A 24,784-nucleotide genomic window follows, 5' to 3' on the forward strand; every position below is an offset into this window, starting at 1 on the left:
TTTTGACTTATTGCCCTGAACGGTAAATGCCTATTCGCTCTACTGTGATTTCATCACCATCGATAGGGGCATCTTTACTCTTTATTTGAACATCTAGTGAATTAATATCAATAGCACTCTCCAGATGTAATTCGTCAACAATACTTGTGATATTGAATTTAAAAGTAAGTCCTGCACCGCCATGAGCCGTATTTTTAAGAGATGCACCAAGGAGTCCAAAAAGAGAAACAGACTTAATAAATGTATTATTTACATAAACTGAAAGAAAATTGGAGTCAGCACCTCCTTTTACACCTTCTAACTGAAGATACACCTCATCGGGGATATTAGAGACAGAAGCTTTTAAAAGACTATTCTTTACTGATTTCCACGCCGTATTATCCAATTGAACAGTAGCTTTGGTTTCTTTATCCTTTAATGTAATTGAACCACTGCTTGCTCCAACTAATTCATTATTTTGTTTACTAGCCATCTTAATTCCTGTTTCTAAATTTATCGCACTCAGTTTATTTAATCTAAGAGATAAGTTCTCTTTCAAAAAACCCGGTTGAATTGTGTCATAAGAAGTTAAAGAGAGATCGCTATATGTATAAGAATAATAAGATCCGTTATACTTCAAATTATTTGTCGTTTGAACATCTGCAGGTGTGTAATACCAGGCAGTACCCTGTGCATCCAAAGGCATAGCAAATTGTGAATTGCCATTAGCAGTTGGTCCTGCCAGCCAATTTACATCCGAAGGATTGTTATTCTGTCCTGTTACATTCCAGGCATCCCACATACGGTCAATATTAGAATGATGCAAGAAAAATATAGGGTCGAGCCCAGCTGTTGCCGGCACACCCATCAAACCTATTTGTCCCGCAGCATTTTGTCCACCTACCATACCATGAACGAAATTATGAGGATTCTGCTCAAGATCTCCAGTCTCTGAACCGCTATGTGAAAATCCGGTTTCTCCACCGCCATAAAAATAGCCATTTAAATCACCTGCTCCAATTTGTGCAGGAGCAGCCCCTTCGCTGTAAATAGTATCCCATTGGCATTGATCATTTGCTGAATTCTCTCCATTACCTACTTGTACATTAGATCCATAACGCTCAGGTACATACAAAGGGTTTGGTGTGTTATCCGGTAAAACAGCGACAGTAAATGCTGGAGGGATATGAGATTCAATATAGACAGTAGATTGGTTTAGATAATTCCAATAGGGCAATGCCCAGTCCGAAGGCCCATTTAATTGAGATATAATAGTACGAAGAATATTTTCGAGTGCTACCAAATAACCTCTGTGCCAAGGAGGGAAAAACCAGGTACCATGCTGACATTGATCCCAAAAAATAGTTGTTAATGCATTGGATGGAACCACACTTAAATTTGCAGCAGCTCCTATGTAGTTAACATTCTTCCAGTTTAGATATTGGTATGGCTTTGGATATAAAGATCCTGGCAATAGTAATTCACCATGAATTGCAGCATAAAACCACCAGCTGGTAGGATCGCTTATTGGGCGGGATTGCATTACCTTAACAGCTTTTGCATACCAATAAAGGTCGGTATAATTGCCAGACTTATCTATAAATTGCCCACCGTTGTTGTCATCCCATGCATTTTTTCTTAAATAAACTAGTTGTTTCCAAGTTGTCCCATTATCCCAATTTATATCAGAATTGTTATTTGACAGCGTACCTGTTTTATTTCCTCCATCATCCGTAAAGTTTACGGTAATTACTGATGGATTAGAAGCGTTTAGAGTACCTTGAAAGGGGCCGCGTCCGTTGCCGTAAGCTACACTAATGCTAGTTTTAGATCCGGTAATTGTGATTAACACATTTTGTTGATCTACCCATTTTCCAATAAATGAATTCATATCTTAATGATTTAATTATTTGTCTTACTCATAAGGCTTTTCAGATGACACCTTCGCATTTTACTGAGCGAAACAGTTCGTTTTTTAAGTGGGTTCTGCTCCACGACTTGATTATTTATTAATAATGAGGATATTAAAAAATAATTTTAAAAATTTATACCCAAAGCTATTTTAGAACTACAGATTTAATTAGGAAAATGTTACAGAAAGAAGATTCTTTGTCATAAAACACAAAAAACAATACATAAGACTATTCTTAAAAAATAATATGTTTTGAAAATAAGTTTCATTTGTTTTTGAAAGTTTAAAAACTTTTGTTTACATTTGTTCTATGGAATTCAAAGAAGCAAAAAATAAGTTTGTACAAACCTGGGGAGCGTTAGGTTCTCAGTGGGGAATTAATAAAACCATGGCGCAAATCCATGCTTTATTAATGGTCTCGAATGAAGCTGTTTCGATGGAAGATATTATGGAGGAATTGCAAATTTCGCGCGGAAATGCAAGTATGAACCTAAGAGCTTTAATGGATTGGGGAATTGTTTATAAAGAATACAAAGCCGGAGAAAGAAGGGAGTTTTTTACTGCCGAAAAAGATCTGGACGAATTGGCCGTAAAAATTTCGAGAGAAAGAAGCAAGAGAGAAATTAAACCTGCCCTTAAAATTCTAAAAGAAGTTTCGACAATTGAAGCAAAAGAGTCTTCTGCAGAAGAAAAACACTTTGTTGATCAGACTTCTAAATTATATGATTTTGTTTTAAAAGCAGATAATATGTTAGACAAAATAACAGAATTCAACGAAAACTGGTTAGGCCGTTTGGTTCTAAAAATCATGAAATAAAAAAATTTAAATAAAACTTTCATTTTTTTCTGAAAGTTCAAAACAAACACAAGATGACAACTTTTACCAATTTACACAAAATCAACAAAATATTTTATTTCACAACTCTTGGACTTTATCTTCTAGTCTATTTTGGAATGCTCTTTCAAATCGTATTAGGGATTGTACAAGTAACAATAGGAATTATTTTACTCACAAAAATGAAGGAACTCAGCAAAGAAAAAAAGAGAAAAATTCGACTTTACTGGATTTTGGTTGTGATTGATTTTTTTCTGATCCTTACCAATTCTGCATTAGGAAATGATTTCGGAAATCTTATTAGTTTTTTTCTGTTTCCAATGGTAATAGCAACTTACTTCTACTTTTTGACAGCCAATATTACTTCTGATTCATTTCTACATGCAGAATGGAAAAACTTAGCTCTTTTGAATTATGAAGTTGATCCTAAAATCTTAGAAAAATATATTCCTGCAGGAACTGAAATCGATATCTGGAACAACAAATGTTATGTAAGTCTGGTTGGGTTTATGTTTAAAAACACAAAAGTTCTGGGCGTAAAAATTCCATTTCATGTCAATTTTGAAGAAGTAAATCTTAGATTTTACGTAAAACGTTTTGAAAACGGAGAATGGAAACGCGGCGTAGTTTTCATCAAAGAAATTGTTCCCAAAAAAGCGATTACATTCATTGCAAACACTTTATATCAGGAACATTATGAAACTCAGAAAATGAAACATGAAATTATTGAAGATGATGATACGCAAACTTTCATTTATCAATGGAAAAATAAGGAACAATGGAATACAATTCAGTTAGAAACGGAAAAGAATCCAATAGAAATTGAAATCGGTTCTGAAGCTGAATTTATTACGGAACATTATTTTGGATATACTAAAATTGATAACGAAACCACTTTCGAGTACGAAGTTCAACATCCGGCATGGGAACAATTTAAAGTTCTAAAATATAAAGTTGATATTGATTTTCAGGAAAATTATGGTCATGACTTTGAGTTTTTAGAAACTGCAATTCCAACTTCCGTTTTTCTTGCAAAAGGATCTGCCATTGAAGTAAAAAATAAACGCAAATTGGAAATTGCAGACCTTTTGACACAACGCGGTTTAAATTATGAATATTAACCCCAAAAATAATCGTCATGAATCTCAACATCATTGGATATTTTATCTATCTCGGCATTACGATTTTCATTATTCTAAGAGTTGGAAAAATATGCTACAGAAACGGAAACATTTACGTCGCAGAACTGATCCCGAACCATGCTGATATCTGCCAAAAAATTAATCAGGTTTTACTTTTGGGATATTATCTTTTAAATATCGGTTACTGTGCAATGACGCTTATTTCCTGGCAAAAAATTTCATCTTCGACGCAATTAATTGAAACCATCGGAACAAAAACAGCAATTATAATTTTCATCATTTCGATATTGCATTATCTCAATATCATTATTCTAACCAAGTACATTCACAAATTAATTAAATAATACCTTAAATTAAATATCATGGAAACTACAAAAATCTTAATCGGTTACGGACTTTATTTACCAATCGCTTTATTCCTTACTTATTATGTTTCTAAAACTCTTTTTAAAAACGGAAAAATATTTATGCTGGACATTTTTAAAGGCCGCGAAGATATTGCAGAAGCCACCAACAAACTTTTTGAAACCGGATTTTATCTTTTAAATATTGGTTTTGCCTTAATGATTCTGGAAATGCAATTAAGCGACAACAGTTATCAGGAATTGATCGAAAGATTAAGCTACAAAATTGGCGGATTTTCTATTTATTTGGGAGTAATGTTATTCTTCAATTTGTATTTCTTCTTTAGAGGAAAAAGAAAAGCCAAAGAAGCACAACAAGAAGAAAGATTGGTTTTTAAAGCGTAATTACGTACTCCAGAAACCTGACAGGTTTTAAAAACCTGTCAGGTTTAATCTCAATAAACATACAAATGAACAAACTTATAATCGCAGCTGGAACAGGATTTTTAGGACAGGTTTTAGTAAATCACTTCAAAGACAAATTTGATGAAATTGTAATTCTGACCAGAGGGAAATCTACAACAATTGACGGAATTAAATATGTAAACTGGAACGCAAAGACTTTTTCTGGTTGGGAAAACGAACTCGAAAATGCAACCGTTCTAATTAATCTCGCAGGAAAATCGGTTGATTGCCGATACAGCAAAGAAAACAAAAAAGAGATTTTATGGTCACGAATTCAGAGCACAAGAATTTTAAACAAAGCGGTTTTGAATTGCACAAATCCACCGAAGCATTGGCTGAATTCATCAACTTCTACTATTTATAGATTTTCTCTTGACAAACAAATGGATGAGGTTGATGGCGAAATTGGAAATGATTTTTCTATAAATGTTGCGCTTTCCTGGGAAAAAGCATTTTTTAAAATCGAAACTCCAAATACTTTAAAAACTGCTTTGCGAACTTCGATTGTTTTAGGTAAAAATGGCGGTGCTTTTATTCCGTTAAAGACTTTGGCAAAAATTGGTTTTGGAGGAAAACAAGGAAAAGGAAATCAGTTTGTGAGTTGGATTCACGAAGAAGATTTTGCCAATGCAATTGAATTTGTCATTCAAAAAGAAATTGTTGGAATTATAAATGTTGTTTCACCGCAACCTGTTCGTAATGCTAATTTTATGCAGAAACTTCGAAAAGCAGTTGGTTTCCCTTTCGGAATTCCATTAAATGCTTTCTTGTTAGAAATTGGCTCATTCATTATTCGTACTCAACCGGAGTTGGTTTTGAAAAGCAGAAATGTGATTCCGAAACGACTTTTGGATAATGAGTTTAAGTTTAAGTTTGGAGATATTGATGAGGCTTTTAAAGATTTGTTACGCAAATAATTTATTATTTTCTGATAGCTCCAGCGGAGCGTAATATTTATAGAAAACATAAAAATGCATCGTTCTTTTAAGCTCCAGCGGAGCGATATATTTGCTTTCTGATTATTCCTAAACATGCCACCCCGCTGGGGTTCAAAAACCTTTTTTTTATGGTTCTATAAACATAACGTCCCGCCGGGACTTGTAATATGCTGATTAATTATGACAACAATAAACCTCACAACAAAAATAAAAGCACTAAAACAAATCGTTTTTGATGCTTCACGAAATATCGATATTCATCAGAAATCTGCGAGTAAAACAAGTGAAAAAGCAATTGCCGGAATAACTTCAGGATTAATCAATTTAAATGAAACGGTAACCTGGCGCGGCAAACATTTTGGATTTTATCTCACACACAAAAGCCGGATTACGGCAATGACATTTAATGATTATTTTGTCGATGAAATGGAAAGAGGCAAATTCAAATCTTTCAAACATCAGCATTTTTTTGAAGAAGTAAATGGTTTTACAATTATGAAAGATAAATTGGAATATGAAACACCTTTCGGAATTTTTGGAGAATTATTTGATATTTTATTTCTCGAAAAACATATGACCCAATTTCTTTTGGAAAGAAATAAAGTTCTAAAAGATGTTTCTGAAAAATAGCATAATTTAAGTAAAGAATATAATATTTGGCTAAAGCCACTTTTATTCTATCATTTTTACCTCCAGCTAAAGCTGGAGGCAATTCAAATAAATCATCTAAAATTTTCTTTAAAAAATGAATTTTCTCGCTTTACGGTTTGCGTGAGGGATAGAAGTGGAAAGCCCACAGCCTGACGAAGGAAGTGCGAGGACTTGCAGCGGATAGCCCGACCCGGAGGGACACGCCCAAAATATTATTATTTAGAATCCGATGTTGAACGCATCGGATTTTTTATTTACAGAAACACTATCATCAGCCACCAAAAAATGGGTACGCTTTCGACCCAAAAAGAAGTATAATATTTTGATCGATTTGTATTGGCGAATAGAATAAACAACATCAAAGTAAGAACCATTACAAGATTGATAATAAGATCATGAAGTGTAAAACTTAAAATTCCTAAAACCCAAAACGGAACTAATAATGAAAAGCCTAAAATTTTTGTACGCTTAACGCCAATTGTCTGCGGAACGGTTTGCAAATGCGGATCATCATTGGCTAAATCTAAAATCTCGAAAACCAGAATCAGCACAAAAACCAAGACAAAACGCTGAATGCATTTGATAAAAAAATTACCTGTAAAAGGAATTTCTGCATTTATATAAGGTAAAACCAACGTTGCTCCTACCCAACAAAGTGCCACAATGTAAATTTTTACACCGGCCCAGTTTCTGGCATTTTTACGATTTGGAAAAAACGGAAGTGTGTAGAGTGCAGTTATAGCAAATATTCCAAAGGAGACTATTTGGGTAATTCTTTTTAACTGAAAAAAATAATAGCCAACTAAAATCAGTGAAACAAAACTCAAAACTGCTATAATTTTTAACTGATTTCCGATTGGTTTTTTTTTCACCCGAACCAAAGCATCGTATTTAACAAAATTATACCCCACAATTGTTCCGAAAAAAACGAACAAAGCCATTGGTTCATCATATTGAATATGAAAGAAATAAAATGTTATATGGACTAATGCATAACACGACAAAGCCACATGAATACTACTATGGAGGTAAAAATCGAATATTTGTTTCAACACTTTCATTCCTTAAATCTAATCAATTATTAACAAATCAACTCTTTAGTTAGAAATTTCATAAAAATTGAAGTTAAAAATACCTATTAAATTATTAATAATACTTAATTTTGCGCCACAAAAAACAACACATTTACTATAAAATGTAATAAACCTTGTGTACACTGCTTAAATTGAAGTTTACGCTTTGTTAATTGCATTGCCCTTAAAAAATAGATAGCTACAAATGAGAACAGATGCTTTTGCTTTAAGACACATTGGCCCAAGAGAAACAGATCTTCAACACATGTTAAAGACTATTGGAGTGGAATCGATTGAACAACTTGTTTATGAAACTCTTCCGGATGACATTCGTTTAAAAGCGCCTTTGAATTTGGATCCTGCAATGACGGAGTACGAATTCGCAAATCACATTCAGGAATTAGGAAAGAAAAATAAGGTATTCAAATCGTATATTGGTTTGGGTTATCATCCAACTATCGTTCCTGCGCCAATTCAAAGAAATATCTTTGAAAATCCAGGATGGTATACGGCTTACACACCTTATCAGGCAGAAATTGCTCAAGGTCGTTTGGAAGCTATTTTAAATTTCCAGACTACGGTTATTGAATTAACAGGAATGGAAATTGCAAATGCATCTTTATTAGATGAAGGAACTGCAGCTGCGGAAGCTATGGCTTTGCTATTTGACGTTCGTACACGCGACCAAAAGAAAAACAATACAAACAAATTCTTCGTTTCTGAAGAAATTTTACCACAAACTTTATCTATACTTCAAACACGTTCAACTCCTATTGGAATTGAATTAGTTGTTGGAAACCACGAAACGTTTGATTTTTCAAATGAATTTTTCGGAGCCATTTTACAATATCCGGGTAAATATGGTCAGGTAAACGATTATAGTGCTTTTGTTGCTAAAGCAAAAGAAAATGAAATCAAAGTTGCCTTTGCTGCAGATATTTTATCACTAGCTGCTTTAACTTCTCCGGGAGAAATGGGAGCTGCAGTTGTGGTTGGAACTACACAACGTTTTGGTGTACCAATGGGTTATGGTGGTCCACACGCTGCTTTTTTTGCAACTAAAGACGAATACAAACGATCTATGCCAGGTCGTATTATTGGAGTTTCTATTGATGTTAATGGAAATCGCGCTTTACGTATGGCATTAGGAACTCGTGAGCAGCACATTAAACGTGAAAAAGCAACTTCAAATATTTGTACAGCTCAGGTTTTATTAGCGGTTATGGCCGGAATGTATGCTGTTTACCACGGACCAAAAGGTTTACAATATATTGCAGGTAAAGTTCACGCATCGGCAGTTACTGCTGCTGAAGCTTTAAATAAATTAGGCGTTTACCAAACTAATACGGCTTACTTTGATACTATTTTGGTAAAAGCTGATGCTCAAAAAGTAAAAGCGATTGCTGAGAAAAATGAAGTAAATTTCTTTTATGTTGATGCTGATACAATTTCGATCTCATTCAACGAAACAACTTCAATTGCCGACATCAATCAAATTATTGCGATTTTTGCTGAAGCTTTAGGAAAAGAAACTTTTACTGTTTCTGAATTAACTGCTGCAAGTCAGTTACCGGCTTCATTAGAAAGAACATCTTCTTTCTTAACGCATGATGTATTCAACAATCATCATTCAGAAAGTCAGATCATGCGTTACATCAAAAAATTAGAACGTAAAGATTTATCATTGAACCATTCGATGATTTCATTAGGTTCTTGTACAATGAAATTAAACGCAGCTTCAGAAATGTTGCCTTTATCAATGCCAAACTGGAACAGCATTCACCCGTTTGCACCAGTTGAACAAGCAGAAGGTTATATCACGATGCTTAAAAAACTAGAAGAGCAATTAAATGTAATTACCGGATTTGCCGGAACAACATTACAACCAAATTCTGGAGCTCAGGGAGAATATGCAGGTTTAATGGCGATTCGTGCTTACCATTTGTCAAGAAACGAAGGTCACCGTAATGTATGTTTAATTCCTTCATCAGCTCACGGAACCAATCCTGCTTCTGCAGCGATGGCCGGAATGAAAATCATCGTTACTAAAACGACTCCGGAAGGAAACATTGACGTAGAAGATTTAAGAGAAAAAGCGATTGAGCACAAAGATGATTTATCTTGTTTAATGGTAACGTATCCATCTACTCACGGAGTTTTTGAATCTTCGATTATAGAAATTACTAAATTAATCCACGACAACGGCGGATTAGTATATATGGACGGTGCAAATATGAACGCGCAAGTTGGATTAACAAATCCTGCTACAATTGGCGCTGACGTTTGTCACTTAAACTTACACAAAACATTCGCTATTCCTCACGGTGGAGGTGGACCTGGAGTTGGACCAATTTGTGTGAACGAAAAATTAGTACCTTTTTTACCAACAAACCCAATCTTAAAAGTTGGTGGCGAACAAGCTATTACAGCAATTTCATCTGCACCTTACGGATCAGCTTTAGTTTGTTTAATTTCTTACGGTTACATCACAATGATGGGTGCTGAAGGATTAAAAAGTGCTACAGAACACGCTATCTTAAATGCTAACTACATGAAAGCCCGTTTCGAAGGACACTATCCAATTCTTTATACAGGAGAATGCGGAAGAGCAGCTCACGAAATGATTTTAGATTGTCGTTCGTTTAAAGAAAACGGAATCGAAGTTGGTGATATCGCAAAACGTTTAATGGATTACGGTTTCCACGCTCCTACGGTTTCTTTCCCTGTAGCAGGAACTTTAATGATCGAACCAACTGAATCTGAAGATTTAGCAGAATTAGATCGTTTTTGTGATGCGCTTATCTCAATCAGAAAAGAGATTGAAGCTTCAACAGCCGATGATAAAAATAATGTATTGAAAAATGCACCTCACACATTGGCAATGTTAACTACTGATAATTGGGATTTTCCTTACACTAGAGAAAAAGCTGCTTACCCATTAGAGTATATTGCTGAAAATAAATTCTGGCCATCTGTTCGTCGTGTAGATGATGCATACGGTGACAGAAATTTAATCTGCAGCTGTGCTCCTATTGAAGCTTATATGGAAAACTAAGAAATAAGTTTTTCTTTAAATAATACATTTCTCCAACCCGACAGGTTTTAAAAACCTGTCGGGTTTATTTTTTGTTTCAAGTTTCAGATTTCAGCTTCAAATAACTTGAAACCTGAAACTTGAAACTTTATTAGTTTTCTATTTTAACACTTTTAAAATCTTCCGTTTCATTTATAACAAAATCAAAATGACTTTAAGAATTCTACGAAATAAAAATAAGTTCTCAAACAATTCGCAAACGTTTGAAATCTCGATAAAATCACAAAATCATTAGAAAATAAACAATATATCCATAAAAAAAATTACTATTTCATAATTATATGCATGCATAGTATTTTTTATGATAGTTATCATAAATTTATTTATAATTTAGCAATAAATTTATCGGATAATTAAGGAATAATGAAAATAAAAATAATTGGTATAGGAAGTTACATTCCTAATAAAGAAGTTAAGAATACTGACTTTGATAAACATATTTTTTTAAATGAAGACGGAACTCCTTTTGGATACCCGAATGAAGTTGTAATTAAAAAATTTAAAGGCATTACCGGAATCGAAAACCGTCGTTATGCCGAAGATCATCATACTTCATCTGATTTAGCTTTTTTTGCTGCTGAAAGAGCGCTTGAAAATGCTAATATAGATCGTGAAACTTTAGATTACATCATTTTTGCCCATAATTTTGGCGACGTAAAAACAGGTACACATCAAACTGATATTTTACCAAGTTTGGCAACACGCGTTAAGAATAAACTGGATATCAAAAACCCTAAATGTGTGGCTTATGACATTCTTTTTGGATGCCCAGGCTGGATTGAAGGTGTTTTGCAAGCCAATGCATTTATTAAATCCGGAATGGCAAAAAGAGTTTTGGTTATTGGAGCCGAAACTTTATCAAGAGTTGTAGACGATCACGATCGTGATTCCATGATTTATTCTGATGGTGCCGGTGCTTCTATTTTAGAGGCTTCTGAAGATGACGAAACTGGTTTACTATCTTACGAAAGTGCTACTTATGCTAATGATGAAGCTAATTTCCTTTACTTCGGAAAATCATATAATCCAGATTTAGATCCGGATATCAAATACATTAAAATGTACGGTCGTAAAATCTACGAGTTTGCATTAATTCAGGTTCCTTGCGCAATGAAAAGCTGTTTAGACAAAAGCGGAATTGGAATCGATGAGGTAAAAAAAATCCTGATACATCAGGCAAATGAAAAAATGGACGAAGCTATTGTCGATCGTTTTTATAAACTATACGACAAAACTGCACCTAAAGATATTATGCCAATGAGTATTCATGATTTAGGAAACTCAAGCGTAGCAACCGTACCAACTTTGTATGATCTTTTGATACAAGGAAAATTAGAAAATCACGAAATTAATAAAGGCGATGTTGTCATTTTTGCTTCCGTTGGAGCCGGAATGAACGTTAATGCCTTTGTTTACCGATATTAATTAAGTTATATAATAAGTCCCAGTGGGACGTCACATTTAGAACAAATAATTCATTTTGGGAAAAGCTCCATCGGAGCGATATTTTGGCAAGTGCAAAACATATCGCTCCGATGGAGCTCTAAAAATCCATTACCTAATTATCTATAAAGATTACGCTTCTACGAAGCTATTAGTAAATCACATAAAGTATAAAGTTATAGTCCGCATTTGAAAACATATTTTAAATGCGGACTTTTGATTTTCATTCTAATTAAAAAATACAAAAAAGAAGATAACTTTGTATATTTGCGCCTTTGCCGATAAAAAATAAAAAATGTACGAAAAAACGTTTCCCAATAAAAGATTCAAACTTACTTTAGAATTTTTACAAAAACATGTCAAAACATCAGAAACCATTTTTGATTTTGGTGTTCCCAATCCGTTCTCTAAAATAATGGAGGAAAATGGTTATACAGTAAAAAATACAAAAGGTGAAGATTTAGATAACGATCAAACGGCTTTACAAACAGAAGAATATACTGTTTTTACGGCATTTGAAATTTTCGAACATTTATTAAATCCGTACACGATTTTAGAAAACGTAAAATGTGACAAATTGCTAATTTCAATTCCGTTACGTTTATGGTTTTCTCCGGCATATCGTTCAAAAACAGATATGTGGGACAGACATTATCATGAATTTGAAGACTGGCAATTAGACTGGCTTTTAGAAAAAACAGGCTGGAAAATAACCGATCGCCAAAAATTTACACATCCGGTAAAAAAGTTTGGTTTTAGACCACTTTTGAGATATTTCACTCCGAGATATTATATTGTTGTGGCAGAGAAAATAAAAGCCTAAGGGCAAATTCCAAAAAATAAATTCCAAATTCCAATTTTAACCTTATCGGTAAGATTGGAATTTGGAATTTTAGAAAGTTGGATTTATTCTCAGCAATTGGAATTTGGAATTTAAAAAAAATTGGAATTTAAAATGAAGTATTACATCGTTATTCCCGCGCACAACGAGCAAGATTTAATTGGTCTGACCTTACAATCTTTGGTTTCGCAAACTGTTTTGCCTTCTAAAATTGTGGTTGTAAACGACAATTCAACAGATAAAACAGAAGAAATCGTGTTGGGTTTTGCAAAAGAAAATCCGTTTATTTCTGTGGTTAATAAAACTTCAGATGCGATTCACATGCCGGGAAGCAAAGTAATTCAGGCTTTTCAGAAAGGTTTTGAAGCGTTGGATTCAGAATATGATATTATTGTAAAAATAGACGGCGATTTAATTTTTCCTTCCAATTATTTCGAGACAATTATCAATCATTTCCAATCTGATCCAAAAATCGGAATGGTGGGCGGATTTTGTTACATCGAAAAAAATGGTGACTGGGTTTTAGAGAACCTGACAGATAAAGATCATATTCGCGGCGCATTAAAAGCCTACAGAAAAGAAACTTTTCAGCAAATTGGAGGTTTAAAACCCGCTATGGGCTGGGACACAGTAGACGAATTACTATGTAAATATTACGACTGGAAAATCGTTACAGACACTTCTTTACATGTAAAACATCTTAAACCCACTGGAGCAAACTACAATAAAACAGCACGTTATAAACAAGGTGAAGCTTTTTACACCTTAGGATACGGTTTTTGGATTACCGCAATTGCTTCTGCAAAACTGGCGATGATGAAGAAAAAACCATTCTTGTTTTTTGATTATATCAGAGGATTCTGGAAAGCAAAAAAAGCAAAAACACCTTTATTAGTTACACCCGAACAGGCTAAATTTATAAGAAAATATCGTTTTGAGAAAATGAAACAAAAGTTAATTTGATTCGAAAAACAACCGAAAATCGGTAACTCATAACCCAAAACTCATAACTTATTTTTACCTTAGCCAATATTTGTAAAACTTATGATGCTAATTCGTTACTTATCTCAGATAGGAAGATATTTTTTAATGCTAAAAGAAATTTTTAATAAACAGACAAAATGGTCTGTTATGAGAAATTTAATTTTCAAAGAAATCGATGATTTGATTATCGACTCACTAGGTATCGTTTGTTTTATCTCTTTCTTCGTAGGAGGAGTTGTTGCCATTCAGACCGCACTAAACTTAACAAATCCGTTAATTCCAAAATATTTAATTGGTTTTGCTACACGTCAATCTGTAATTTTAGAGTTTGCCCCTACTTTTATTTCGGTTATTATGGCCGGAAAAATGGGTTCGTTCATCACATCAAGTATTGGTACAATGCGTGTTACAGAACAAATTGATGCTTTAGAAGTAATGGGTGTAAATTCATTAAACTATTTAGTTTTCCCTAAAATTATTGCTTTGCTATTGTATCCATTTGTTATTGGTATCAGTATGTTTTTGGGAATTTTTGGAGGATGGCTTGCCGGAGTTTACGGAGGTTTTACAACAAGTGCCGCTTTTATTGATGGTGCACAAATGGAATTTATTCCGTTTCATATTGTTTATGCCTTTATCAAAACGCTAATTTTCGCAATGTTATTGGCAACAATCCCATCTTTTCATGGTTATTATATGAAAGGTGGAGCACTAGAGGTTGGTAAAGCCAGTACAGTTTCATTTGTTTGGACGTCGGTTTGTATCATTCTTTTTAATTATATACTAACACAATTGTTACTAGGATCATGATAGAAGTAAAAAATTTAGAAAAATCATTTGGAGATAGCAAAGTTCTAAAAGGGGTTTCGACAGTTTTTGAAACTGGAAAAACCAACTTAATTATTGGACAAAGTGGATCCGGAAAAACAGTTTTATTAAAAAGTTTATTAGGAATTCATACACCTGATTCTGGAACTATTGAATTTGACGGACGAGTTTATGCTGATTTAGATCCGGATGAAAAAAGAGAATTAAGAACTGAAATTGGAATGGTTTTTCAGGGAAGTGCCTTATTTGATTCGATGACTGTTGAAGAGAACGTTGCTTTTCCTCTAAAAATGTTTACCAACGATAATAGAGCAAAAATCAAAGAACGTGTTGATTTTGTTTTGGAAAGAGTTAATCTAGTTGATGCTCATAGAAAATTACCTTCAGAAATTTCAGGAGGTATGCAAAAACGTGTGGCTATTGCCCGTGCTATTGTAAACAATCCGAAATATTTGTTTTGTGATGAACCAAACTCTGGTTTAGATCCAAATACTTCAACTTTGATTGATAATCTGATTCAGGAAATCACTAAAGAATATAATATTACCACCGTAATTAATACGCACGATATGAACTCGGTTATGGAAATTGGTGAGAATATCGTATTCCTTAAAAAAGGTTTAAAAGCGTGGCAGGGAACCAAAGAAGAAATCTTTAGAACAGACAATAAAGATATTGTGAAGTTTGTTTACTCTTCGAACCTGTTTAAGAAAGTAAGAGAAGCATATTTGAGAGAAGGGTAAACTTTTTCAAATTCCAATATACAGGAAATTCCAAAAAATAAATCCCAAATTCCAAAACTAAGCAAGTTGGAATTTGGGATTTTCCTTTATAATTGGAATTTCCCCACAAGTTTGGAATTTGGATTTTTTTTTATTGGAATTTCTACTTGATGTTGATCAATTCAACCTCAGCATTTGGATTAAAAAGATAGGTTCTTCCTGAGCTTATTTCGATGCATTCAAAACGTTTTGTTCTCACGGCAAGTTTCTTGAATATTTTTCCGTTTTTAATTCTGAAAACACTTCCGTATGGAATCTCAAAAACATAGTTTTTATCGTTTTCCTTGTCGTATTGTTTTAAAGCCAGAGACAAAGTCGTATCTGTATCACTACTTGCTGTAGGATTCTTAAAATGACGCGCTAACAACGGCAATAATTGCCCCGGGAAAATCTCCGGACGAATAAAGGGAACCATTAATCTTTGAAAAGTAAATTTCCATTCGTCGCCGTGCGGTTTTATATTTCTTCCAAACTTTTCAAAAGCAACTAAATGGGCAATCTCGTGAATTAACGTAATTAAAAAACGATATTTATTTAAACTTGCATTTACCGTAATTTCATGCTTACCCGTATGACCGCGCCTGTAATCGCCATGACGCGTTTGTCGCTCATTTACGATTTTCAGATGAACCTGATTGGCAACAATCAAATCAAATGCAGGTTTTACAGCATGTTCTGGAATGTATTTAGCTAAGGTTTCGTTCAAAATAATTATAAATTATAAAGTATGAGTTATGAGTTTACTAACTTGTTATTTTTCTTTGATGTAATTATTATGCTTTTGATGATTTTTAGCACTTCGCCGCATTGATTATGCATTGACTCAAATTCTATTTGAGAAATATAATTTGTTCCGATTAATATCTCTAACCAGTACATTGATTCATCACACTCTTTTTGAGAAATAGATAATTTATGTATAAAATCAGCTTTACTTTGTGCATTTACTGCCTCACGAACATTTGCCCCAACTGATGTAATAGAACGTAAAAATTGTTTACTCATCACAAACTCTTTCTTCTCAGCGACTAACCACTTGTAAAAATTAACTCCTCTAATAGCTAATTCAAAACTCTTAACCTTCACAATACTCTCACTCATAATTCATAACTTATAACTCATAATTAATTAAGGGTTCGTCGAAGAAACTTCCAAAACCTTCCCATTAAAATATTTATTTCCGTTTAAAGTAAAATCATAAATATAATTTGCCATTCCTTCGGCAGAAATTGGCGCCTGATAACCTGGGAAAGCTTCATTTAACATTTCTGTCTGAACTGAACCTAAAGCCAGAACATTAAACGAAATTCCTTTTTCTTTGTATTCTTCGGCTAATAATTCAGTTAAAGTAATTACGGCCCCTTTGCTTGAACTGTAAGCTGCCAATCCGGCAAATTTAAGACTTCCCCTAACGCCGCCAATTGAACTTATGGTTACAACGTGGCTTCCGCTTTGAAGATAAGGCAAACAGATCCTCGTAAGATTTGCAACTCCAAAAACATTCACTTTATAAATACTTTCAAAATCAGCTTGCGTTGTTTCTGCAAATGGTTTTAATAATAAAGCCCCGGCATTATGCACAACGGCATCAACTTTTTTCCATGTTGAAGAAAGAAAATCTTCAACAACAGCCAAAGCCGATTCGTTTGCCAAATCAACTGAAAGACAAGTTATATTTTGATGTTGTAAAAGTGCCTGAGGTGTATTTCTCGAGATAGCCAAAACCTGATGACCTGCATTGGCAAACTGCAAAGCCAATTCGTAACCAATTCCCCTACTCGTTCCGGTAACAATAATATTTTTCATGTGGCAAAAATAAGCAATCCAACAAAAAGAGTAATTATTATTTCATTGTAATTTCCTCTGTTGGAGTATCTGCCATTTTGGTAACAGCGGGTAAAAATTCCTGAATAAAAGCGGTCATATGTGGAATATCCATTAGTTTAAATTCATCTGAAACATGATGATAGAATTCGAAATTTTCAAAATCAAAAGTACTTATCGATTGACATGGTTTTTTGAATGCTTCATAAAAAGAGAAATTGTCAGATCTGTAAAACAATTTATACTCTGCTTCTTTTGGTAAAAAACCAATTGTATTTTTCCCTGTATATTGGTTTATTTTCTCTGCCATGTTTGACTTATCAAAACCAGTTATGTATGCCAAATAATCGCGTTTCATTGGAACTCCAATCATTTCGATATTCAATTGTGCATATAAATTAAAATCCTGTGCTTTTAGTTTTTGAGCTAAACTTTTAGAACCCAAAAGTCCTTTTTCTTCTCCGGCAAAAAACACAACCAAAATACTTCGCTTATTCGATTTTGTTTCTGTAAAATATTTTGCCATTTGAGCCACAGCCGTTACGCCCGAAGCATCATCATTTGCTCCATTATTTACAACATCATCTTGTTTCTTTTTCTCTAAACCAATATGATCGTAGTGTGCGCTTAAAACCACAAACTCTTTTTTAAGTACGGGATCTGTTCCTTCAATAACCCCAACGATATTAAAAGCCGGCAATTTAAAATTGGTAAGTGTATCGCGATAGGTTTTAAAATACGGTTTTACGTTATTCTTTTTTAAGAAATCTTCCAAAAATACTGCTGCTTTTTCTATTCCTCTGGTTCCGGTTTCGCGGCCTTCTAATTCATCTGAAGAAAGATATTTTAAAAAATCCGAAACCTCAGTTTCCTGAACCTTGTATGTTATTTCAATTGGTTTGGATGCTTCTTTTGAAGATTTATCGCCTACTGTAGTATTCGATTTACATGCCAACAAAACAAATGGAAGAAGAAAGTATAGTTTTTTCATGGATGAAGAGTTTTAGCTTTAGAAACTAAATCCCTAAAGCAGATGATTTAAAATATTTTTTATACACTTTAAATACCTGAATACTCCCCAATAGAATGAAAAACAACGGAATAAAAACAGGCATTACATACTTTGAAAATGGGTTGGTTTTTTGAAAAATGGTTTGCAATGTTACTATCAAACTCAACATTCCTAAAAAAACACCAATTAAAGTTCCTGCAATATAATAATATTTTAGCTGTTTTTCGGTTGCAATATATTTTCCATTAATTAAATATAGATTCCAACTCGTCCAGAATGGCAGTTGTAGAAAATTAAAACAATTTAAAATTACGCCAATTACAAACGGTGAATACATCAAAAATTGATTTATATGATTATTTGCAAGTGTCGTTTGATTGGAATTTGAATAAAATAAGTAAGCCAGAACAAACATAAACCCGACGGCAAAAAAATCAATAATTTTCATTAATTTTTTACTGTTAACCAATTGTCTGGCAAAAAGCAACGTAAAATAAACCACAAAAGTTTCAACGAAAATAACTCCGAATAAAAATAAAACTAAATTATGAAGTCCCGATTTCGAATAAATTTCTAATCCGGCTAGATTTAAATATCCAAGCGGAATTGAACCAATGAAACTCACCAGAAAACCAACGCAGATATTTTTTAATCTTTTCATTTTTAAAAATTTATAATCTTATTATTCTGGGCAAGATGCAGTTTATATTCCCGCATTCCTACTTTATAATCTAAATATGGAACGCCCATTTTATGATTCACAACGCTTATTTCATACATATAGGTAATATGTCTGGCGAGTTCTTTCCAGGCAAACCAAACGGAATGTTTAGGATCATAAATATGTGTTGGTTCGCTCGCGGCGCCATTAAGTTCTACAATTAAAAAGTTTTCTCCTCTTTCTAATTCTTCAAAAGTGTTGTACATAATATCAAAACGCCCGAAGTAAAACTCCGGAATTTGAGTTGCAATATTATCTATCATTGCGGTTAACTTTGGTGTAATCAAATCGCTTCCATCTAAGAATTTAGCACCGCGTGCATGATTGCCAAACGGAACTAAGTTTATGCTTTCATCCTTTTTTAAAACTCGTTTCAATTGATCTCCGTATTGTTCTTTTAAAGTTTCAAACTGAAATTTAAACCGTGGTGTTTTATGAATTAAATCTTCAATTGTTGCAACGCCATCGCCTTTTACAATTAAAAATTCTTTAGAAACGATTCCGGTAATTTTTCCTTTCTTTTGATGTGGATGGCGCACGTAAAAAACACCAACTTCATTTTTAAACGGAATCAAATCCTGTAATAAAAAATCGAAATTTGCTTTTTCTGCGTAGTTTTTTAATTCAGAAACTGTTTTTATTTTTTTAACACCAGAACCTCGCAAACCAATATCCGGTTTTGCGATTAATGGAAAATAGATTCCTTTTTCGACAACGGTTTCTATTATCTTTTTCAAATCTGTATTTTCCTTAATCAATATAGTTTTAGGATAATATTTTTTGGGCAATAAATCGTAAATCTGTTTTTTGCTTTCCATCATAAATCCTCCATTTTTAATTTTCGGATTTGAGGCATTAAAGAAAAAAATAGATCTTGCTTTGATGGCATAATAAGCCCAAAGAAAATAAATCGGAATGTACAAAACCTGAAATGGCCAATATTCCCAATTGGTGATTTTATGAAAAAATAGCTTCATGATACTTTATTAAATACTAATAAATGTTGTCGAAAAATCCTCTGCATTAATCAAATCATAATGTCTCATAATACCTTTGTTTTGTTCTATTGTAACTTGTGTAATACTCAATGTTTTTAAAACATCCTGCCTGTTTATTACTAAACCATTTTCGGCATCATTATCTTCGGTATTTCGATGAAAATCGAACATATCCTGAGCCGAAATTTCACTTTTATCTTTTAAAAACTGCGCGAACCAATCAAATCGTTTTTTCCTGATTTCGCCTGGATATAAAGTAACCGACGACCAAATATGATTTTTATTTTGGTCTAACTTCGTCATCCTTTTTCCAAAACCGTTCCAGATAAGTTCATATAGTTTTTCTTCCTGATACAAAACCAATGTAAATGGTTCGATATTTTCAAGATTAATCTGAGTCCAAAAATCTTTGGGAGAATGGCTGTACATAATATCCAGGGCAATTAATCCGCGGCTTTTTCTATAGGAGAAAGCCACTTCATGTTTTTCCAAACCTCCATTTAAAAGCACTAAAACCGTCTTATCCGCATCAACAGCAAACCAGGTTCCTCCCGCTTTTGGATCTTTTGGATATATAACATTCTTACCGTTTTGATTGTAATTTTTTGGTGCGATTGCACCTGGCCGAACAACTTGTTCATCACGGTTCGAAGTAATCATTACAACTCCATTATTATTTACAAAACTTACTGTACACATTGTTTTCTATATTCTATTGTAGAGCGTGCAACTCCAAAATTCTCATTCACCATAACATTTTTATATTCCAAAACCGCCACTTTTATCAATGCCTGATGGTGAATGCAGTGTTCCAGATTGTATAGTAATTCCCTATAATAATTGGTCTGAATTCGCATGGTAAGTCCATCAATAAGCTGCTCCAGATAAAGTACTTTATTTTCGCTTTTCAAACCTTTTTTTATTTCAAAAATGCATTGTTTTGCATAATCTGTTTCTGTTTGAATTTGTACATTTCTTTCTCTTTGATCATAATTTAAAACTCCTGAATCATAGCTTTTATCAAGACATTGAAACATCTCAAGAATATGTCTGGTGTGTTCTCCAATACTTGAATTACTTAAAGCTTCGCATGGTTTTGAATAATCATGATCTGATAGCTGACCTAATAAATTAATTAGCTCATCTAAACTGCGATGTATCGATTTTATCAACATAATTATTTCGCTTTTAAAAGGTTAAAAAAATTATTTCTACTCAGATTAATTAATTCTATGCAACTCAATAACACGATCAATGCCAATACAAAAAGTAATCCTCCGTCGTTTTCAACCGCTATTCCTAAAACAAATAAATGCGAGAGAATAGCACCACTCATAATTCCGCAGGCTAATAAAGCGCCCATCCAGGTTGTTTTTGGTATTAAGATTAAAATGGCGGCAACCAGTTCGATAATTCCGGAACCAATTCTGCCGTAAGGTTCCATTCCTAATTTGGAGAAAATATAAATACTTTCCTGAGCTCCGCTGAATTTAAAAAACAATGTCTGTAATAAGATACTAGCAGACACAATTCTTAAAAGCCAAACTATTTTTTTTCTTTTCATGATTTCTATCCTTTATAAAACTTCTTCCAGTTATTATCTGCTTTCGATTTTAAATCACTCTCGTCTTTATTCCAGCTTTTCAATGTATTATTAAAATAAGCGTTATAAAATAAATAGAGTTTTCCGTCAATAATTTTAAAAGTCTCGGGGTTTATTTCGACTTTTTCTCCGGCGCTTCCCATTGCATAAGCACACCAACCGCCATATTGAGGTTCATATTTAGAAGGATTTTTTAAAAAAGCATCCTTATTTTCGTTAGATGAAAATTTATAGATCACTCCCAGATATGATGCTAAAATTTCTTTTTTGCCTTTCACCGCTTTTCCCTGATTAAAATAAGCAACTGGATCATAACCCTGAATTGCAACTTTATTTTCTACATTATATTGAGCTGTACGTTTCGAATCGTTTTGAGCAAATGAAAAAACCGAAACAAAAAGTAATACGAATAATACTAACTTTTTCATCTTTATTTATTTTAAGTTTTTTATTACCGAAATCAATAATTCAGATGAAATCCGATGTTTAAAATCTGGTGAAATATATTCGAATAAAATGTCACTATCAGTATTTACAACAAAAACAGAAGGAACAGGTAAAAAACTCGTATTCACTCCATTAGAATATACGTTAATTGTTGATTTATAGTTTTCAGGAGCTTCAAAAGCAATTCCTGCCGCTTTTATCAAATCTCCTTTTGAGTCAGAAAGCAACGTATATTTTACTTTATCTTTTTCTGCTGTAATTTTTAAGTTTTCGGGAGTATCAGGACTTATTGCAATAATTTGATATCCTAAATCAAGAATTTGTTTTTCGGCTTCAGCCAAAGCAGAAAGATGCATATTGCAATACGGGCACCAGCCGCCGCGGTAAAAAACCAAAACGGTCTTTTTGTTTTTAAATAAATCCGAAAGCTGAACAGCTGCATTTTCAGTTGTCTTTAAAGTAATATCCGGAATTTTTTCTCCTATTAACAGCGGAGCAATATCATTCGCAGTTTTAGGCACTGCGGTTTGAGCATTAGCAACGAAACTTATTGTTGCCAAAAGCATAAAGAGTAGTTTTTTCATAGTTTTACATTTATCATTTATTGATGATGTAAAACTACTTTACTATGAAAAAACAAAATGTCGGCTAATTTACACTTAGCTTAAAATAATTATAATTTGGTAATATCCTGAATCACAATCTCGCTTCTGCTATAATGCAAAAGCTGATTATTTTCCATTTCATTTAATAACTGAGTCGCCGTTTGTCTTGAAGTACAAATAATTTGCGCGATATCTGTTTGGGTTAGATAATTTTCGATGGCCACCATATTTCCTTTTCGAACGCCTTCTTTCTCGGCCCAGTCTTTTAGAAATTGGTACATTCTGGTTTTGGCATCTTTAGAAATTAAATTAGCATAACTGTTTTTGATGCGTTTCATTTTTAAACCAACAAATTTGGTATATGAAAGTGCCAATGAGGGATTTCGAAGCAATAAATCTTCAAAGTCTGACATCAAAAAACTGCAAATAGCAACATCGTCAGAAAGTACTTTGGCATATTCTTCGACTTTATCATCGGTTTCCAAAGTCAATTCGCCAAACAAATCGCCTTTTTGGATAATATCTTTGATGGTTTCATTGCCATTTTCATCAATAGAAACAATTTTAATATTCCCTTTTTTAAGTAAAAATATGCGCGGAACATCCGAAGAGGAAAAATAAATAATCTCGCCTTTTGATGCTTTTTTAAAACCTGTAATAATGCACAATTGTTTGATTTGAGAAAAACTTAAAGTTCTAAACAATTTGTGATCACGCAAATACCAATATTTTAAATCTTCGTACATAAAAATACTTTTTGTAAATGTAGCAAAATTAAAAAGCAAACAAAAAACCCTTTCGAAGCCGAAGCCTGAAAGGGTTTACAATATATTTTGAAGGAAATTTATCCCGCAATAACCGATCTTGAAATTACAATTTTCTGAATTTCAGAAGTTCCTTCGTAAATCTGAGTGATTTTTGCGTCACGCATAAAACGTTCAACGTGATATTCTTTTACATAGCCATTTCCACCGTGAATCTGAACGGCTTCAACAGCTGTATCCATTGCAACCTGCGAAGCAAATAATTTTGCCATCGCACCACTTACATCATAGTTTTTGTGCTGGTCTTTGTCCCAAGCTGCTTTCATACATAAATGACGCGCCGCTTCGATATTTACCGCCATGTCTGCCAATTTAAAAGCAATTGCCTGATGGTTGCAAATTTCTGTTCCAAAAGCTTTTCTTTCTTTCGAATATTTTAATGCCAGTTCGTAAGCTCCAGATGCAATTCCCAAAGCCTGAGAAGCAATTCCGATACGTCCTCCGGCAAGGGTTTTCATTGCAAATTTAAATCCAAAACCATCTTCGCCAATTCTGTTTTCTTTTGGAACTTTTACATCATTAAACATTAAAGAGTGTGTATCAGAACCACGAATTCCCATTTTTTGTTCTTTTGGACCAACAGAAAAACCGGGCATATCTTTGGTCATAATCAACGCATTGATTCCTTTGTGTTTTTTCTCAGCATGTGTTTGTGCAATAACCAAATAAACAGATGCCGTGTTACCGTTAGTAATCCAGTTTTTTGTTCCGTTTACCAAATAATGGTCGCCCATATCAATAGCAGTTGTTTTTTGCGAAGTGGCATCACTACCCGCTTCCGGCTCGCTTAAACAGAAAGCGCCGTGTATTTCACCGGAAGCTAATCCCGGTAAATATTTTTGTTTTTGTTCTTCGGTCCCAAATTCTTGTAAACCCCAACAAACTAATGAATTATTAACAGACATTACTACAGAAGCCGAAGCATCAACTTTTGAAATTTCTTCCATTGCAATTACGTACGAAATGGTGTCTAAACCGCTTCCGCCGTATTTAGGATCAACCATCATTCCCATGAATCCCAGTTGCCCCATTTTTTTTACTTGTTCTGTTGGAAAAATTTGTTTTTCATCGCGTTCGATAACTCCCGCCAACAATTCGTTTTGGGCAAAATCTCTCGCAGCTTGTTGAATCATTAAATGTTCTTCGGTAAGATTGAAATCCATAAGTGTCGTTTATTTTTTGTTTTTGCTAAACCAAAATTAAAAATAGTAGTTCGGCTAGTGGTTTTTTTGTGTTTTTGAATTGCTTTTTCTTCACCTGAATAAAGGCTTCCAAAGATAATTTTTAAAGTCGAATTAACAATGCGTGCATATAATTTTAAGATATTAGCAAGAATCACGATAACGTTTTCGTGATTATATTGAATTTTAGTCTCTATAACGTGAAATTTGCAACATTTTCTTCAAAATTTAAGAATTAAGTTATCGATAAAAAAGTAC

General features: G+C 33.5%; 27 protein-coding genes. 12 read left to right on the forward strand and 15 right to left on the reverse strand.

Going from position 1 to position 24,784, the window contains the following annotated elements; all coding sequences use genetic code 11:
• Positions 1 to 7: 7 nt before the first annotated feature.
• Positions 8 to 1,870: a tyrosinase family protein gene (locus tag AC4FQ3_RS15385; RefSeq protein ID WP_491182399.1), complete on the reverse strand. Its 1,863-nt coding sequence runs from the start codon at positions 1,868 to 1,870 to the stop codon at positions 8 to 10.
• 331 nt (positions 1,871 to 2,201) lie between these two features.
• On the opposite strand from AC4FQ3_RS15385, the gene AC4FQ3_RS15390 reads away from it, so the two are divergent.
• From AC4FQ3_RS15390 to AC4FQ3_RS15415, 6 genes are all read left to right on the forward strand, one after another.
• A complete protein-coding gene (locus tag AC4FQ3_RS15390) occupies positions 2,202 to 2,708 on the forward strand; it encodes a GbsR/MarR family transcriptional regulator (RefSeq protein ID WP_042565834.1) in 507 nt (168 codons plus the stop codon).
• Positions 2,709 to 2,761: 53 nt separating this feature from the next.
• A complete protein-coding gene (locus AC4FQ3_RS15395; RefSeq protein ID WP_491182400.1) occupies positions 2,762 to 3,847 on the forward strand; it encodes a YqjF family protein in 1,086 nt (361 codons plus the stop codon).
• 17 nt (positions 3,848 to 3,864) lie between these two features.
• A complete protein-coding gene (locus AC4FQ3_RS15400; protein ID WP_491182401.1) occupies positions 3,865 to 4,212 on the forward strand; it encodes a hypothetical protein in 348 nt (115 codons plus the stop codon).
• Positions 4,213 to 4,230: 18 nt separating this feature from the next.
• Complete coding sequence (locus AC4FQ3_RS15405; protein WP_302093605.1) at positions 4,231 to 4,617, forward strand: hypothetical protein; 387 nt, start codon at positions 4,231 to 4,233, stop codon at positions 4,615 to 4,617.
• 65 nt (positions 4,618 to 4,682) lie between these two features.
• Positions 4,683 to 5,594, forward strand: a complete 912-nt coding sequence (locus tag AC4FQ3_RS15410; RefSeq protein ID WP_491182402.1) for a TIGR01777 family oxidoreductase — start codon at positions 4,683 to 4,685, stop codon at positions 5,592 to 5,594.
• Between the two features lie 201 nt (positions 5,595 to 5,795).
• Positions 5,796 to 6,245 carry an SRPBCC family protein gene (locus AC4FQ3_RS15415; protein ID WP_491182403.1) on the forward strand — a complete coding sequence of 150 codons (450 nt, stop codon included), beginning with the start codon at positions 5,796 to 5,798 and terminating at the stop codon, positions 6,243 to 6,245.
• 275 nt (positions 6,246 to 6,520) lie between these two features.
• On the opposite strand, the gene AC4FQ3_RS15420 is transcribed toward AC4FQ3_RS15415, so the two are convergent.
• Positions 6,521 to 7,327: a UbiA prenyltransferase family protein gene (locus AC4FQ3_RS15420; protein WP_491182404.1), complete on the reverse strand. Its 807-nt coding sequence runs from the start codon at positions 7,325 to 7,327 to the stop codon at positions 6,521 to 6,523.
• A 217-nt stretch (positions 7,328 to 7,544) separates the two neighbouring features.
• Between AC4FQ3_RS15420 and gcvP the strand changes: the two genes are divergently transcribed.
• The 6 genes from gcvP to AC4FQ3_RS15450 all read left to right on the forward strand — a co-directional run bounded on the left by gcvP (position 7,545) and on the right by AC4FQ3_RS15450 (position 15,272).
• Complete coding sequence (gcvP, locus tag AC4FQ3_RS15425; protein WP_491182405.1) at positions 7,545 to 10,394, forward strand: aminomethyl-transferring glycine dehydrogenase; 2,850 nt, start codon at positions 7,545 to 7,547, stop codon at positions 10,392 to 10,394.
• Positions 10,395 to 10,796: 402 nt separating this feature from the next.
• Positions 10,797 to 11,858: a 3-oxoacyl-ACP synthase III family protein gene (locus AC4FQ3_RS15430; protein WP_042565827.1), complete on the forward strand. Its 1,062-nt coding sequence runs from the start codon at positions 10,797 to 10,799 to the stop codon at positions 11,856 to 11,858.
• A 313-nt stretch (positions 11,859 to 12,171) separates the two neighbouring features.
• Positions 12,172 to 12,699 (forward strand): methyltransferase, encoded by a 528-nt coding sequence (locus AC4FQ3_RS15435; protein ID WP_230033201.1) that lies wholly within the window; start codon positions 12,172 to 12,174, stop codon positions 12,697 to 12,699.
• Positions 12,700 to 12,831: 132 nt separating this feature from the next.
• Positions 12,832 to 13,680 carry a glycosyltransferase family 2 protein gene (locus tag AC4FQ3_RS15440; protein WP_491182406.1) on the forward strand — a complete coding sequence of 283 codons (849 nt, stop codon included), beginning with the start codon at positions 12,832 to 12,834 and terminating at the stop codon, positions 13,678 to 13,680.
• Positions 13,681 to 13,761: 81 nt separating this feature from the next.
• Entirely contained in the window at positions 13,762 to 14,511 is a 750-nt protein-coding gene (locus AC4FQ3_RS15445; RefSeq protein WP_042565824.1) for an MlaE family ABC transporter permease, read from the forward strand.
• The gene (locus AC4FQ3_RS15450) at positions 14,508 to 15,272 is read left to right on the forward strand and encodes an ABC transporter ATP-binding protein (RefSeq protein ID WP_042565823.1); all 765 of its coding nucleotides are present in this window, start codon (positions 14,508 to 14,510) and stop codon (positions 15,270 to 15,272) included. The genes AC4FQ3_RS15445 and AC4FQ3_RS15450 overlap by 4 nt, the downstream gene beginning before the upstream one ends.
• Before the next feature lie 142 nt (positions 15,273 to 15,414).
• Here AC4FQ3_RS15450 and AC4FQ3_RS15455 read toward each other — a convergent pair whose 3' ends face one another.
• The 13 genes from AC4FQ3_RS15455 to AC4FQ3_RS15515 all read right to left on the reverse strand — a co-directional run bounded on the left by AC4FQ3_RS15455 (position 15,415) and on the right by AC4FQ3_RS15515 (position 24,508).
• A complete protein-coding gene (locus tag AC4FQ3_RS15455; protein ID WP_491182407.1) occupies positions 15,415 to 16,017 on the reverse strand; it encodes a SprT-like domain-containing protein in 603 nt (200 codons plus the stop codon).
• Positions 16,018 to 16,043: 26 nt separating this feature from the next.
• On the reverse strand, positions 16,044 to 16,412 hold the full coding sequence (locus AC4FQ3_RS15460) for a four helix bundle protein (protein WP_491182408.1): 369 nt from the start codon (positions 16,410 to 16,412) through the stop codon (positions 16,044 to 16,046).
• A 27-nt stretch (positions 16,413 to 16,439) separates the two neighbouring features.
• Entirely contained in the window at positions 16,440 to 17,117 is a 678-nt protein-coding gene (locus tag AC4FQ3_RS15465) for an SDR family NAD(P)-dependent oxidoreductase (RefSeq protein WP_491182409.1), read from the reverse strand.
• A gap of 37 nt (positions 17,118 to 17,154) precedes the next feature.
• Positions 17,155 to 18,126 (reverse strand): M20/M25/M40 family metallo-hydrolase, encoded by a 972-nt coding sequence (locus AC4FQ3_RS15470; protein ID WP_073395665.1) that lies wholly within the window; start codon positions 18,124 to 18,126, stop codon positions 17,155 to 17,157.
• Positions 18,127 to 18,151: 25 nt separating this feature from the next.
• Positions 18,152 to 18,808, reverse strand: a complete 657-nt coding sequence (locus AC4FQ3_RS15475) for a hypothetical protein (protein WP_491182410.1) — start codon at positions 18,806 to 18,808, stop codon at positions 18,152 to 18,154.
• Positions 18,809 to 18,810: 2 nt separating this feature from the next.
• Entirely contained in the window at positions 18,811 to 19,845 is a 1,035-nt protein-coding gene (locus tag AC4FQ3_RS15480) for a D-alanine--D-alanine ligase (RefSeq protein ID WP_491182411.1), read from the reverse strand.
• A 9-nt stretch (positions 19,846 to 19,854) separates the two neighbouring features.
• Positions 19,855 to 20,565, reverse strand: a complete 711-nt coding sequence (locus tag AC4FQ3_RS15485; protein ID WP_491182412.1) for an NRDE family protein — start codon at positions 20,563 to 20,565, stop codon at positions 19,855 to 19,857.
• Complete coding sequence (locus AC4FQ3_RS15490) at positions 20,553 to 21,041, reverse strand: DinB family protein (protein WP_491182413.1); 489 nt, start codon at positions 21,039 to 21,041, stop codon at positions 20,553 to 20,555. The genes AC4FQ3_RS15485 and AC4FQ3_RS15490 overlap by 13 nt, the downstream gene beginning before the upstream one ends.
• Positions 21,042 to 21,043: 2 nt before the next feature.
• Complete coding sequence (locus AC4FQ3_RS15495; protein WP_491182414.1) at positions 21,044 to 21,430, reverse strand: DoxX family membrane protein; 387 nt, start codon at positions 21,428 to 21,430, stop codon at positions 21,044 to 21,046.
• Positions 21,431 to 21,435: 5 nt separating this feature from the next.
• Positions 21,436 to 21,897, reverse strand: a complete 462-nt coding sequence (locus tag AC4FQ3_RS15500) for a YHS domain-containing (seleno)protein (protein ID WP_491182415.1) — start codon at positions 21,895 to 21,897, stop codon at positions 21,436 to 21,438.
• 6 nt (positions 21,898 to 21,903) lie between these two features.
• Positions 21,904 to 22,500 (reverse strand): peroxiredoxin-like family protein, encoded by a 597-nt coding sequence (locus tag AC4FQ3_RS15505; RefSeq protein WP_491182416.1) that lies wholly within the window; start codon positions 22,498 to 22,500, stop codon positions 21,904 to 21,906.
• Positions 22,501 to 22,589: 89 nt separating this feature from the next.
• Positions 22,590 to 23,267, reverse strand: a complete 678-nt coding sequence (locus tag AC4FQ3_RS15510) for a Crp/Fnr family transcriptional regulator (RefSeq protein ID WP_491182417.1) — start codon at positions 23,265 to 23,267, stop codon at positions 22,590 to 22,592.
• Between the two features lie 98 nt (positions 23,268 to 23,365).
• The gene (locus tag AC4FQ3_RS15515; protein WP_042565810.1) at positions 23,366 to 24,508 is read right to left on the reverse strand and encodes an acyl-CoA dehydrogenase family protein; all 1,143 of its coding nucleotides are present in this window, start codon (positions 24,506 to 24,508) and stop codon (positions 23,366 to 23,368) included.
• Positions 24,509 to 24,784: the final 276 nt, after the last annotated feature.

The sequence above is a fragment of the Flavobacterium sp. AK-345 genome, assembly GCF_058310175.1.